Source organism: Streptomyces sp. NPDC059456 (assembly GCF_042750055.1).
Taxonomy (GTDB): Bacteria; Actinomycetota; Actinomycetes; order Streptomycetales; family Streptomycetaceae; genus Streptomyces.
In genome coordinates, this window is record NZ_JBHYVA010000175.1 from 1 (window position 1) to 13,255 (window position 13,255).

The 13,255-nt window shown below is 72.9% G+C and carries 12 protein-coding genes; 8 read left to right on the top strand and 4 right to left on the bottom strand.

Going from position 1 to position 13,255, the window contains the following annotated elements; all coding sequences use genetic code 11:
• The first annotated feature begins 25 nt into the window (after window positions 1-25).
• Window positions 26-511 (top strand): G/U mismatch-specific DNA glycosylase, encoded by a 486-nt coding sequence (gene mug / locus ACFXA3_RS17515; protein ID WP_385187688.1) that lies wholly within the window; start codon window positions 26-28, stop codon window positions 509-511.
• Here mug and ACFXA3_RS17520 read toward each other — a convergent pair.
• The 3 genes from ACFXA3_RS17520 to ACFXA3_RS17530 are packed head-to-tail and all read right to left on the bottom strand — an operon-like array spanning window position 508 to window position 2,674.
• A complete protein-coding gene (locus tag ACFXA3_RS17520; RefSeq protein WP_385187672.1) occupies window positions 508-942 on the bottom strand; it encodes a hypothetical protein in 435 nt (144 codons plus the stop codon). The genes mug and ACFXA3_RS17520 overlap by 4 nt on opposite strands.
• A gap of 40 nt (window positions 943-982) precedes the next feature.
• The gene (locus tag ACFXA3_RS17525) at window positions 983-1,732 is read right to left on the bottom strand and encodes an ABC transporter permease (RefSeq protein ID WP_385187674.1); all 750 of its coding nucleotides are present in this window, start codon (window positions 1,730-1,732) and stop codon (window positions 983-985) included.
• A 30-nt stretch (window positions 1,733-1,762) separates the two neighbouring features.
• Complete coding sequence (locus ACFXA3_RS17530; RefSeq protein ID WP_385187676.1) at window positions 1,763-2,674, bottom strand: ABC transporter ATP-binding protein; 912 nt, start codon at window positions 2,672-2,674, stop codon at window positions 1,763-1,765.
• A gap of 108 nt (window positions 2,675-2,782) precedes the next feature.
• Between ACFXA3_RS17530 and ACFXA3_RS17535 the strand changes: the two genes are divergently transcribed.
• The 3 genes from ACFXA3_RS17535 to ACFXA3_RS17545 all read left to right on the top strand — a co-directional run bounded on the left by ACFXA3_RS17535 (window position 2,783) and on the right by ACFXA3_RS17545 (window position 5,872).
• On the top strand, window positions 2,783-3,958 hold the full coding sequence (locus ACFXA3_RS17535; protein ID WP_385187677.1) for a sensor histidine kinase: 1,176 nt from the start codon (window positions 2,783-2,785) through the stop codon (window positions 3,956-3,958).
• Window positions 3,959-3,962: 4 nt separating this feature from the next.
• On the top strand, window positions 3,963-4,613 hold the full coding sequence (locus tag ACFXA3_RS17540; protein ID WP_054225053.1) for a response regulator transcription factor: 651 nt from the start codon (window positions 3,963-3,965) through the stop codon (window positions 4,611-4,613).
• 101 nt (window positions 4,614-4,714) lie between these two features.
• The gene (locus tag ACFXA3_RS17545) at window positions 4,715-5,872 is read left to right on the top strand and encodes an ROK family transcriptional regulator (RefSeq protein WP_385187679.1); all 1,158 of its coding nucleotides are present in this window, start codon (window positions 4,715-4,717) and stop codon (window positions 5,870-5,872) included.
• A 148-nt stretch (window positions 5,873-6,020) separates the two neighbouring features.
• Here the strand turns inward: ACFXA3_RS17545 and ACFXA3_RS17550 are convergent, their stop codons facing one another.
• Window positions 6,021-6,785 carry a GntR family transcriptional regulator gene (locus ACFXA3_RS17550; RefSeq protein WP_385187680.1) on the bottom strand — a complete coding sequence of 255 codons (765 nt, stop codon included), beginning with the start codon at window positions 6,783-6,785 and terminating at the stop codon, window positions 6,021-6,023.
• 368 nt (window positions 6,786-7,153) lie between these two features.
• Here ACFXA3_RS17550 and ACFXA3_RS17555 point away from each other — a divergent pair, with 368 nt between their 5' ends.
• The 4 genes from ACFXA3_RS17555 to ACFXA3_RS17570 all read left to right on the top strand — a co-directional run bounded on the left by ACFXA3_RS17555 (window position 7,154) and on the right by ACFXA3_RS17570 (window position 13,195).
• Window positions 7,154-8,005, top strand: a complete 852-nt coding sequence (locus ACFXA3_RS17555) for an alpha/beta fold hydrolase (protein WP_385187682.1) — start codon at window positions 7,154-7,156, stop codon at window positions 8,003-8,005.
• Window positions 8,006-8,111: 106 nt separating this feature from the next.
• The gene (locus ACFXA3_RS17560; RefSeq protein WP_385187684.1) at window positions 8,112-9,710 is read left to right on the top strand and encodes an alkaline phosphatase D family protein; all 1,599 of its coding nucleotides are present in this window, start codon (window positions 8,112-8,114) and stop codon (window positions 9,708-9,710) included.
• Between the two features lie 134 nt (window positions 9,711-9,844).
• Entirely contained in the window at window positions 9,845-11,308 is a 1,464-nt protein-coding gene (locus ACFXA3_RS17565) for a GNAT family N-acetyltransferase (protein WP_385187685.1), read from the top strand.
• A gap of 162 nt (window positions 11,309-11,470) precedes the next feature.
• Complete coding sequence (locus ACFXA3_RS17570; protein WP_385187686.1) at window positions 11,471-13,195, top strand: DUF885 domain-containing protein; 1,725 nt, start codon at window positions 11,471-11,473, stop codon at window positions 13,193-13,195.
• Window positions 13,196-13,255: the final 60 nt, after the last annotated feature.

The following is a 13,255-nucleotide window of genomic DNA, read 5'->3' on the forward strand; positions in this document are numbered from 1 at the left end:
CACCCCCGCGTGGTGGGGGGGCGGTCTGCGTGTGCTGTTCTGCGGGATCAATCCGGGTCTCCTCTCCGCCGCGACGGGGCACCACTTCGCCCGTCCCGGCAATCGTTTCTGGCCGGTCCTGCACCTGTCCGGCTTCACCCCGCGCCGCCTGGATCCCGCGGAGCAGGAGGAGCTGCTGACCTACCGGCTCGGCATCACCAACGTCGTCGCCCGCGCCACGGCCCGCGCCGACGAACTGAGCGCCGAGGAGTTCCGCGAGGGCGGCCGCATCCTGACCGCCAAGGTGGAACTGCTGCGCCCGCAATGGCTGGCGGTCGTCGGGGTCACCGCCTACCGCACGGCCTTCGGTGAGCGAAAGGCCCAGATCGGCCCCCAGGACCGGACCATCGGCTCCACCCGCATCTGGGCCCTCCCCAACCCGAGCGGCCTGAACGCCCACTGGACCGCGGAGTCCATGGCCCAGGAGTACGCCCGCCTCCGCACGGCAGCCGAGACGACTCCGGAGGGTTAGGGAGGGTCGATCACGGTCACCGCGGCCATGAGCTGCGGTGAGTGGTCGGCCCCCCACCGGGCCTCGTAGACGGCGACCCAGCGGTCCCCCGCCCGCCAGAGGTGGAGGTGGTCACTGGTGTCGCCGATCTCCTGCCACGGCTGCGGCGCCTCGCCGTCTTCCGTCCGCAGGCGCAGACTGTCGAGCGTGAACCGGTCGGGCTTCCCCCAGCGCTCCTCCAGCCGCTGGACCAGGGCCTCGAACTCGGCGGTCACCTGCTCCTCGTGCGCCACGCGCTCGGCCGCGTCCTCATCGCCGTACCACCGGCTGTCACCCAGCTCGGCGAGGTGGTAGCCGGGCCCGCTGGTGCCCACTTCGGACCTCCCCCGGACCTCGGGGAAGTCACGCGTCCGGAGCCGGTCGATCGTGTCGAGATGCTCTGCCGTGGTCATGCCGTCAGTATCCCGGGCACCACTGACAACTGGCCTCGCGTCACGCGTCCCGCCGGCGCACCGCCACCCAGCCGCCGACCAGTGCGGCCAGCACCCACAGCGCCAGCACCCCGAGCCCGCTCCAGGGACCGAGCCGGCCGCTGAACTCCAGGTGCATGACGAGCTGCCCCGCCTGGTCCGGCAGGAACTCGGCAGCTCCGCCAGCCGCCTGGCCGACGATGAACGGCACCATGACGACGAAGGGTATGAGGATGCTCAGCACGACCGCGGCACTGCGCAGCACCGCCGTCAGTCCGGCCGCGAACAGAGCCATGAGTGTGAGGTACACACCGCTGCCGAAGACGGCGCGGACGGTCCCCGGGTCCCCCAGCGACTGCGCGTACTGCCCCATCACGGCCTGACCCAGCACGAACGTGAGGAGTCCGGCGACCTGGCCCACCAGGAAGGCGAGCACCCCCACCACGGCGATCTTCGACAGGTAGAAGCGGGTGCGGCTCGGGACCGCGGTCAGCGACGTGCGCAGGGCGCCGCCCTGGAACTCGGCGGACAGTGCGCTCGCCCCGAAGGCGAAGGCGGCTATCTGGCCGAAGTTGACGCCGTAGAAGGCTCCGAGGAGCGGGTCCGCCCCCAGGCTGTCGGCCTCCGCCTGACCTACCGCGGCGGCGGTCAGCACCTGTATCCCGGCGGTGGCCACGAGGATGGCGATCAGGGCCCCGAAGGTACCCCGGAGGGACCGTATCTTGATCCATTCCGAGTGCAGGACGGGGACGGTGGGCTGGGCAGCGCTCATGGGGAAGCCTCCTTGGGTCGTGGGGGAAGGTCAGCGGGTGGCGGCGAACTGCGCGTGGTCGGCGGTGAGGTCGAGGTAGGCCTGTTCCAGTGAGGCGCGCTCGTCGGAGAGTTCCAGCACGGGGACGCCCTCGCGGGCGGCCATGGCGCCCAGCTGCTCGGCGCGTATGCCCTCGACGGTCCAGAGCCCGCCGTCCGCGCTCGCCATCTCGAAGCCGTCCCGGGCCAGGGCGGCCCGGAGCCGGATGGGGTCGGAGGTGCGCAGACGGACCTTCGGGGTGCTGCGCGCCTCGATGAACTCCTCCATGGAGGAGTCGGCCAGCAGCCTGCCCTGCCCGAGGACGACCAGGTGGTCGGCGAGCGCCGCGGTCTCGGTCATCAGGTGACTGGAGACGAGTACCGTGCGGCCCTCGGCGGCGAGGCCCTGCATCAGCTCGCGGATCCAGATGATGCCTTCGGGGTCGAGCCCGTTGGTGGGCTCGTCGAGCATGAGCACCGCGGGGTCTCCCAGCAGCGCTGCCGCCATGCCCAGACGCTGGCGCATGCCGAGTGAGAAGGTCTTGATCCGGCGCTTCGCCGCCGAGGCGATCCCCGCCTGCTCCAGCACCTCTTCGACCCGGCGCACCGGGATGCGGTTGGCGGCGGCGAGGAAACGCAGGTGGTCCCGGGCGGTGCGCCCGCCGTGGGCGGCCTGTGCGTCGAGAAGGGCACCGACCCGGTGGAGCGGGTCGGGGAAGTCGGTGAACCGCCGCCCGTCGATCGTGGCCGTCCCGGACGTGACCCGGTCCAGACCCAGCAGGAGGCGCATCGTGGTGGACTTGCCGGCGCCGTTGGGGCCCAGGAATCCGGTGACCCGGCCCGGCAGGACATCGAAGGTGAGGTGGTCCACGGCCCGGGTACGGCCGTATTCCTTGGTCAGTTCTCGGATCTCGATCCTGTTCATGGCTCAAGACTCGCCGTCCGCCCCACCCCCTTCCCTCCCCCATGCGAGGGTGCCGTCTCCCCCACGTGGGGGAGACGCATCAGGGCCGGTCACTGCCACGATGGGGGCATGTACCGACTGCTCCGTGCCCCGCTCCAACCGGTGACCTACTCACGCTGGTTGCACCTGTGCGTGCCCGTGCTGCTGCTGGCCGTGTGGATGTTCATAGAGCCGGAGATGCCGTGGATGCCGTTGGTCATCGTCATACCGTTCGGGCTGGTGCCCTGGGTGCGGCTGGCCGAGGGCCTGCAGGCCCAGTTCCTGCTCACGCCGAACGACCACGACAACCCCGAAAGCTCCATCGGCGCGGCCCCGTCGGCGCGGTGGAGCGACCGGTGGCGAACCCTCCTGTGGCTGGAGACACGGCTGGTCATCGCGCTCGCCGCCATGCTCGCGACCGTGTGGCTGCCGGTGATGACCGTCGAACTGATCGCTACGGCGATCGGTCACCCGATCAACCCGGACCCCATGGTGCCCTTCGTTCCACCCAGGTGGATCGCCGCGCTGCTCGCGCCGATGCCGTTGGTCCTCCTCATCGCGATAGTGGTGCTGCTGGGAGAGCTGGTCACCGCGGCGGCCCGGCGGCTGCTGGGGCCTTCGGCGGCCGAGCGGCTCACCGCACTGGAGGCGCGCACCGAGCAGCTGTTGGAGCGCACCCGCATCGCGCGGGAGCTGCACGACTCGATCGGGCACGCCCTCACGGTGGCCGTCGTGCAGGCGGGCGCGGCGCGGGCGGCGGGCAATCCGGAGTTCACCGACCGGGCACTGAGTGCGATCGAGGAGACGGGCCGGACCGCGCTGGAGGACCTGGAACGGGTCCTGGTGGTCCTGCGGGAGTCGCCACAGGCGGTTTCGCAGCGGCCGACGCTGGCGGAGGCCGACCGGCTGCTGCAGTCCGCCCGGGCCTCGGGGTCGGAGGTGGACGCACAACTGACTGGACCACTCGATCAGTTGCCGGGCCCCGTCACCCGGGAGGGCTACCGGATCTTGCAGGAGGCGCTCACGAACGTGCTACGGCACTGCGGTCCGGTGCCCGTGCGGGTGCGGGTGGAGATGGCCGTCGGCAGGCTGGACATGGAGGTCACGAACCCGCTGCCGGAGGGGCCCACCGTCATGTCCGGCGGCGGGAGCGGGCTGCGCGGGATGCGGGAGCGGGCCGCGCTGCTCGGCGGGGAGGCCGAGACCGGTCCGTACGAGGGCAGTTGGAGAGTGCGCGCGCGGCTTCCGCTGGAGCGAATACGCTGACCGGATGCCGGTTACCGTTCTGCTCGTCGATGACGAACCCCTGGTACGCGCGGGTCTGCGTGCCGTTCTGGATGCCCAGCCCGACATCGAGGTGGTGGGTGAGGCGGCCGACGGCGCCTCCGTCGTCCCGCTCGTCCGCCGGCTGAGGCCGGACGTGGTGGCGATGGACGTGCGGATGCCGCTGCTCGACGGGATCGAGGCGACACGGGCCGTGCTGCGGACCGTGGACTCCCCGCCGAAGATCCTCGTGGTGACCACCTTCGAGAACGACGAGTACGTATACCAGGCGCTGCGCGCCGGCGCGGACGGGTTCCTGCTGAAGCGGGCCCGCCCCTCCGAGATCGTGCACGCGGTACGGCTGGTGGCGGAGGGCGAGACGCTGCTGTTCCCCGCGGCCGTGCGGGCACTGGCCGCGGAGTACGGGAACCGGCAGGCACGGGCTGCACTGGAGCGGGCCTCACTGACCGAGCGCGAGGAGGCGGTGCTGCGGCTGATGTCGCGGGGACTGACGAACGTCGAGATCGCCCGCGAGCTGATCGTCGGTACGGAGACGGTCAAGTCCCACGTGAGCGCGATCCTGGGCAAGCTGGGGGCGCGGGACCGGACGCAGGCCGTGATCACGGCGTACGAGTCGGGATTCGTCGCCCCGGCGTGAGGGGAGCAGCCGGTTCCGGCCGATGGGGGGCTGCTTCTCGCCGCCGGCCCGGGCGCGCAGTACGATCCGGCTGACAGGCTCGCCATCTGGGAGGACACACGTTGGGGCAGCTGACCGGCGGGGATCCTTCTCTGCTCCGGCGGATCAATTCGGCCGTGGTGCTGCGGGCACTGCGGGCGGCCGAATCGCCGACACTCACGGACCTCACCCGGGTGACCGGGCTGTCCCGGCCGACCGTCGAAGGCGTGGTCGAGGGCCTCATCGGGACCGGGCTCGTCGTCGAGGCCGGTGCGGAGGAGGGTGCGCGCCGCCAGGGCCGGCCCGCCAGGCGCTACCGGTTCCGGACCGAGGCGGGGCACCTGCTCGGTATCGAGATCGGCTCGCACCGGGTCGCGGTGCTGCTGTCCGGGCTGGACGGGCGGGTGATCGGCGCCGGCACCAAGGAGGTCGCCGAGACGGCGTCCGCGGACGAGCGGCTGGAGCGTGTGCGGGCGGCGGTGGCCGACCTGTTGCGACGGGCGGGGGTACCGCGCGACTCGCTGCGGGCGGTCGGTGTCGGCAGTCCCGGGATCGTGGAGGCGGACGGCACCGTACGCCTGGGGACGGCCCTGCCGGGCTGGACCGGGCTGCCGCTCGGCGAGCGGCTGCGGCGCTCGTTCCGCTGCCCGGTGCGGGTGGAGAACGACGCGAACGCGGCGGCGGTCGCGGAGCACTGGAAGGGCGCCGCGCAGGACACCGACGACGTGGTGTTCGTGATGGCGGGGCTCAGCCCCGGCGCGGGGTCGCTCATCGGGGGACGGCTACACAGGGGGTTCGGCGGGGCGGCCGGCGAGATCGGCGCCCTGCACCTGCTGGGCCGGGACGTCACGCCCGAGAAGCTGCTGTCGACGACCGGCGAGCCGTTGCACCCGCTGGACGAGCAGGCGGTGGCCGAGGTGTTCGCCAAGGCCCGGCGGGGCGACGAGCAGGCCGTGGCCGCGGTGGAGCGGTTCATCCAGCGGCTGGTGCACGACGTGGCGGCGCTGGTCCTGGCCATGGATCCCGAGCTGGTGGTGGTCGGCGGCTGGGCGGCCGGCCTGCACGGGGTCCTGGATCCCCTGCGCCGCGAGCTGGAGCGGTACTGCCTGCGCCCACCGCGGGTGGCGCAGTCCCTGCTCGGCGAGGCCGCGGTGGCCACCGGTGCGCTGCGGCTGGCGCTGGACCATGTCGAGGAAGAGCTCTTCGCGGTGGAGAAGACGGTCACCACCCGGCGCCGCTGACCCGGCGCGCCCCCCAAAGACCTCCGAAGACCTCCGGAAGACCTCCGGGAGACCTCCGGAACGGCGAACGGCCCGCCCCGGGTGTCCGGGGCCGGGCCGTTGCCGTGCAGGCCGTTGCCGTGCGGGCCGTCGTGGTCGGGCGGCTCGGTCAGGAGGCCGCGCGGGCTTCGTGGCGTATCTCCACGTCCCCCGAGTCTCCGAAGGTCAGCCGGCAGGTGTCCGCGCGGTACGTGGCGACCGAGACGGCGGCCGTTCCCGCGGCGGTGAAGTAGCGGGTGGTGACCACGAGCACCGGTGCCCCCGGCAGCCGGTCCAGTTCCTTGGCGTCGTCGGCGCGGGCCGAGCCGAGTTCCACCGAGCGGTCCTGGCCGTCGAGGGCGAGGCGCTGGAGCTCGCGCAGCACGGCGCGGGCGCGGGCGGGTCCGGCCGGGGCGTCGATGGCGGACAGGCCGGGCACGGAGGCGGCCGGCACGTACAGCAGTTCGGCGGCGACGGCCTGGCCGTGGGAGACGCGGGTCCGGCGCACGGTGTGCACGGGCTGGTCGGCTGCGCCGCCGCCGAGGAGCCTCAGGACGGCGGCGGACACCACGGCGGCGTCGGCCACGTCCACGATCTCCCAGCCGTCGGCACTCTCGCCGGGCCAGCTGTGCTCCGTACTGCCGACGGCCACGCCGACCCGGGGCGGGGCGACGGTGGTGCCGACCCCGCGGCGGCGCTGCAGCCGGCCTTCGAGTTCGAGCTGTTCCAGGGCCTGGCGCAGAGTCGCCCGGGCGACGCCGAAGCGGGCGGCGAGCTCACGCTCGTTGGGCAGGATCTCGCCCACCGCGAAATCCTGGTCGAGCGCCTCGCTGAGAACGGTCTTCAGGTGCCAGTACTTCGGCTCCGGCACCGTTTCGAGCTGCGTGGTCCCCACCCTGATCCTCCTGCCATCGCTGCAATCGCCGTGTTCCAGCGGCAGTTCCGCGCCTTTGTTTATTAAAGGTTCCTGCACTATCCCAGCCGACGATAGGACGGCGCACCCCCTTGGTCAAGACCAATCCTCACCCCTTTACCGGGCAGATCGGGCATACGTATCAAGCCGTTCATGCGATGTTCTCGCGCGTTCCGACGGCTCACCCGACGGCTCACCCGACAGCGCACCCGACGACTCGCCCGGCGGCCCGCCCCGAAGTCCCCCCGACACGCGCCGGAGGCTTGTCCCTTCGTACTACCGGGCGGTAATCATGGCGGTAGCCATTACTGACAGCCTGTCTCACACGCGTCCACCCGACGAGGAGCAGCATGACCGCCACGGTCTCCTTCCCGATCGAATCGCCGCTGGGCCCCCGCACCGCCACCGTCGCCTACGAGCGCAAGGGCGCCGGCGCGCCGCTGCTCCTGCTGCACGGCATCGGCCACCACCTCCAGGCCTGGCACCCGGTGACCGACATCCTGGCCGCCGAGCACGACGTGATCGCCGTCGACCTGCCCGGCTTCGGGGTCTCGGATCCGCTGCCCGAGGGGGTTGCGTACGACCTGGGCAACGTCGTCCCCGCGCTCGGCGCGCTCTGCACGGCACTCGGCGTCGAGCGCCCGCACGTCGTGGGCAACTCCCTCGGCGGGCTCCTCGCCCTCGAAATGGGCCGGAGCAACCTGGTCCGCTCGGTCACCGCGCTCTCCCCCGCCGGGTTCTGGACCGAGGCCGAGCGCAAGTACGCCTTCGCCACCCTGCGCGCGATGCGCGTCGGCGCGCTCACCCTGCCCCAGTCCACGCTGGAGCGGCTCTCGCGCAGCTCCGCCGGCCGGGCCGCGCTCACCGGCACCATCTACGCCCACCCGGCCCGCCGGTCGCCGGAGGCCGTGGTCGCCGAGACCCTCGCCCTGCGCGAGGCCACCGGTTTCGAGGAGACGCTGGCCGCGGGCCGCTCCGTACGGTTCACCTCGGACGTGCCCGGCCTGCCGGTCACCATCGCGTGGGGATCCCGCGACCGGCTGCTCCTGCCCCGCCAGGGCGTCCGCGCCAAGCGCACGGTGCCCGACGCCCGGCTGGTCCGGCTCCGCGGGTGCGGTCACGTCCCCATGAACGACGACCCGGCGCTGGTCTCGCGCGTGGTTCTGGACACGGTGCGCGCGACAACCGGCCATTTCGGCTGAGCGGCTGACGGCTGTTCATCCGCGGTTCGGTTGCGCGACGCGGGCGGGCCGGTGTGCGTCGGCACACTGGTCCGACCCGTCCCCGCCGGCCCCTGGAGACGCTCCGATGGCACCGATTCCGCACTCCCGACGGTCCCTGCTCGGCGGTTCACTCGCCGTGCCCGTGGGCCTTGCACTGTCCGGGGCGCTCGCCGCGCCCGCGTTCGCCTCGACCGCCACCGCGGCGGCGGCGTTCACCCGCTCCGGGCGCCCGGGCGCGCCCTGGGGCACCCAGTCCGGTGAGATCACCGCGCACTCGGCCACGATCTGGACGCGCTCCGACCGTCCGGCGCGGATGTACGTCGAGACCTCCCCGAGCGAGTCGTTCCGCTACGGCGTCCGTCGGCACGGCGGCCCGTTCCTCGGTCCCGCCACCGACTTCACCGGCACGACCACCCTGCGCGACCTCCCGCCCGGGCAGCAGATCCACTACCGGGTGACCCTGGCCGACCCCGACGACCCGCGCCGCACCGGCGAACCCGTCTCCGGCACCTTCCGGACCACGCCGGTCTCCCGCCGCCACGACGTGCGCTTCCTGTGGTCCGGTGACCTCGCGGGCCAGGGCTGGGGCATCAACCCGGACCTCGGCGGCTACCGCGTCTTCGACGAGATGCGCCGCCGCGACCCGGACTTCTTCCTGTTCAGCGGGGACACCATCTACGCGGACGGGCCGATCCAGGCCTCCGTCCCGCTGCGCGACGGCAGCGTCTGGCGCAACATCACCACCGAGGAGAAGGCGAAGGTCGCCGAGACGCTCGACGAGTTCCGCGGGAACTTCCGCTACAACCTGCTCGATCGCAACCTGCGCGAGTTCAACGCCCAGGTACCGGTCCTCGCCCAGTGGGACGACCACGAGGTGCGCAACAACTGGTATCCCGGCCAGGTGATCGACGACCCCCGCTACACGGTGCGCGACGTCGACACCCTGGCCGGCCGCGCCCGCCGGGCCTTCGGCGAGTACTTCCCCGTCACCGACCTCCGGGGCGGGCGTGCGGAGGGCCGGATGTACCGCGTGATGCGGTACGGGCCGCTGCTCGACGTCTTCGTCCTCGACATGCGGACCTACCGCGACGCCAACTCCCCCGGCCGCCAGACCGTGGACGCCGTCGGCATCCTCGGCCGGGAGCAGCTGGCCTGGCTCAAGCGGGAGCTGTCCCGCTCCCGCGCCACCTGGAAGGTCATCGCCGCGGACATGCCGCTGGGCATCGTCGTGCCCGACGGGGCGCAGAACTTCGAGGCCGTCGCGCAGGGCGACCCGGGCGCCCCGCTCGGCCGCGAGTTCCAGATCGCCGAACTCCTGCGCCACATCAAACACCAGCGCATCACCGGCACGCTGTGGCTCACCGCCGACGTCCACTACACGGCCGCGAACCACTACGCCCCCGAGCGGGCCGCGTTCACCGACTTCGCACCGTTCTGGGAGTTCGTTTCCGGTCCCGTCGGCGCGGGCGGGTTCCCGGCGGGGAGGCTCGACGCCACGTTCGGCCCCGAGACCGCGTACGTCCAGTCGGCTCCGCTCGCCAACATGTCGCCGTCCGAGAACCCCCCGTACTACGGCGAGGTCGACATCGACGGTGACAGTGGGGAGCTCACGGTCCGGTTGCGGCGCCAGGGAGGCGGCGTACTCTTCACCACCTCGCTCCAGCCGGGACGTGTGGGGCAGTAGGGATGGAAGGGGCAGTGGGGGCGGAAGGTTTGGGAACCGGCCGGAAAACCGGGCCAAACCGGCCAGACGACACTTAACCAGTCGGTCACAGATCGTTCGTGATCACGCAACACCCCTGCGCCACAGTGACATGCATGACTGAACGCACCCACGCCCCGGCCCAGCGCTCCCACCGCCACCACTGGCGCCGCGACGTCGTCGAACTGGCAGCACTGTTCTGCGCCGTCGCGGTCGCCGACGGCATCGCCAATCTCGTCGCGCACGGCCCCAAGGGCCCGGTCCTGCTCATCGCCTCCGCCGTCGCGCTCCTGGTCACGGCGGCGTTCCACACCTGGTGGGCACGGCGTCACAGCCATGCTCCGCCGCCCCCGCGAACAGCCGCGTCCGATCCGGCCCGGGCAGCCGGGTCCGGGCCGGCGTCCCCGCCGGAGTCCGGTTCGGAGTCCGGGTCGGAGCCGGCGGCAGCCGCCACCACCTCCCTGTGGCGGATGCGGACGACCGTGCGCGACGAGCCCGGCAGCCTGGCCTCGCTCTGCACCGCGCTCGCCCACCACGGCGTGGACATCCTGACCCTCCAGACCCATCCGCTCCCCGAAGGCGGCACCGTCGACGAGTTCCTGCTGCGCTCCCCGCAGCAGCTGCCCGCCGGCGACCTCACCCGGGCCATCTCCGGCGCCGGCGGCCACAGCACCTGGATCGAGCGCGCCGACGCGCACGACCTGGTCGACACCCCCACCCGCGTCCTGGGGCTGGCCACGCGCACCGCCCTGGACGCCGCCGAGCTGCCCCTCGCGCTGCGCCAGCTGCTCGGCCGCTGCACCATCCACTCCATCCCGGCCACCACCCTCTCGGGCCGCCCCAACGCGGGCGCCGACGCCCCGGTCGAGGGGGTCCTGGAGGAGACGGTGATGCGCCTGCGCGACCCGTCGGGCGGCGCCATCACCGTGGAGCGCCCCTACCTGCCCTTCACCCCCACCGAGTTCGCCCGGGCCCGCGCCCTCGTCGAGCTCGACGCCCGGCTCGGCCCGCGCGTCCCGCACGGCCAGGACGTACTGACCCTGCCCGAGGGCAACGAGATCACCGTGCGCCGCGCGGACGGATCCGACCTCCCCGCCGCCCGCGCGATGCACGACCGCTGCTCCGAGCGCACCCTCGGCCTGCGCTACCACGGGCCCGTCTCCGACGCCGACCGCTACCTGGCCCACCTGCTGAGCCCCCGGTTCGGCCGCACCCTCGCGGCAACCACCGCGTCCGGCAAGCTCGTCGCCCTCGGCCACCTGCTGTGGGACGGGGACGAGACGGAGGTCGCGCTGCTGATCGAGGACGACTGGCAGCGCCGCGGGATCGGCACCGAGCTGCTGGGCCGGCTGATCGCGATGGCCGCCGAGACCGGCTGCGACAGCGTGTACGCCGTCACCCAGGCCTCCAACACCGGGATGGTCGCGGCCATGCGGGGTCTGGGCCTCCCCCTCGACTACCAGATCGAGGAGGGCACGCTGGTGATCACGGCCCGGCTGGACGCCGCGCCGGCCGTCTCCCGGGTCCCGTACGAGCTGCCCCGCGCGCAGCATCCGTACGGCCGGCAGCACGGGCACTGAGCCGCCGCGCGGCGGGTTCCGGCCGGTCGGCCTGAACCCGCCCCCGGCCGGGGCCCGTCGACGGTGCGGGGGCGGGGCGACGGTCCGCCGCTTTGCCGCACGTCAGGAGGCTGACAGCGAACGGTGATGACGCGGGGCCGTTCGCCGTACGAAGATGGCCGCATGTCAGAGACCCTTCGCAGCGACAGCGCTTCCCGGCTGCCCCGCCAGGTCGCCGACGCATACGTCGACGACCTCATCGCCATCGATCCGATCACGGGCACCTATCTCGGTGTCGCCGCGAGCTCCAGCAGGCTCCCGGACTTCTCCCCGGCCGGCCGTGCGGCCGCCGCCGATCTGTCCCGCTCCACCCTCGCCCGTCTCGACGCCGCCGAGCGGCTGCCCGGCGCGGACAGCGACGCCGAGCGCCGCTGCGCCCGCCTGCTGCGCGAGCGCCTCACGGCCGAACTCGCGGTGTACGAGGCGGACGAGGACCTGCGCGCCGTCAGCAACATCCACTCGCCCGCCCACTCCGTCCGCGAGGTCTTCACGCTGACCCCGGCCGACACGGACGAGGAGTGGGCCGCGATCGAGGAGCGGCTGCGCGCGGTCCCCGCCGCACTCGCCGGCTACCGCGAGAGCCTCGGACTCGGCCTGGACCGCGGTCTGTACGGGGGCCCGCGCGCCACCGCCACCTTCATCGGCCAGCTCACCACCTGGGCGGGCGAGGACGGCGAGGGCGCGAACGGCGGAGCCGGCGGCGAGAGCTTCTTCGGCGCTTTCGTGTCCCGCGGCCCGGAGTCGCTGCGCTCCGGGCTGGAGGAGGCGGCCGCCGGTGCGACCTCCGCCGTCGCGGAGCTGCGCGACTGGATGCGGGACGTGTACGCGCCCGCCGTCGCGGACGAGCCGGACCCGGTGGGCCGCGAGCGCTACGCCCGCTGGTCGCGCTACTTCAACGGCACGGACCTGGACCTCGACGAGGCGTACGCCTACGGCTGGTCCGAGTACCACCGGCTGCTCGCCGAGATGAAGGCCGAGGCGGCCAAGATCCTGCCGGGCGCCGGTCCTTGGGAGGCGCTGAAGCACCTCGACGAGCACGGCACCCACGTCGAGGGCGTCGAGGAGGTCCAGGCCTGGCTCCAGGGCCTCATGGACGAGGCCATCGAGAACCTCGACGGCACGCACTTCGAGCTCGCCGAGCGCGTGAAGCGGGTCGAGTCCAAGATCGCGCCGCCGGGCGGCGCGGCGGCCCCGTACTACACCAACCCGTCGGAGGACTTCTCCCGTCCCGGGCGCACCTGGCTGCCGACGATGGGCCAGACCCGCTTCCCGGTGTACGACCTGGTCTCCACCTGGTACCACGAGGGCGTTCCGGGCCACCACCTCCAGCTCGCGCAGTGGACGCACGTCGCGGACCAGCTCTCCCGCTACCAGGCCTCCATCGGCATGGTGAGCGCCAACGTCGAGGGCTGGGCGCTGTACGCGGAGCGCCTGATGGACGAGCTGGGCTACCTCAAGGACGCCGAGCAGCGGCTGGGCTACCTGGACTGCCAGATGATGCGGGCCGCGCGGGTCATCGTGGACATCGGCATGCACCTGGGCCTGGAGATCCCGGCGGACTCGCCGTTCCACCCGGGCGAGCGCTGGACGGTGGACCTGGCCCAGGAGTTCTTCGGCCTGCACAGCGGGCGGCCGGCGGACTTCATCGAGAGCGAGGTGACCCGCTACCTGTCGATGCCGGGGCAGGCGATCGGCTACAAGCTGGGCGAGCGGGCCTGGCTGCTGGGGCGGGACAACGCCCGTGCCGCGCACGGCGAGTCCTTCGACCTGAAGGCGTGGCACATGGCCGCGCTGTCGCAGGGTTCGCTGGGCCTGGACGACCTGGTGGACGAGCTGTCGAAGCTCTGATCCGGGGCCGGCACGCGTACGGGCCGCCCGCTCCCTGCGGAGTGGGCGGCCCGTACGGGG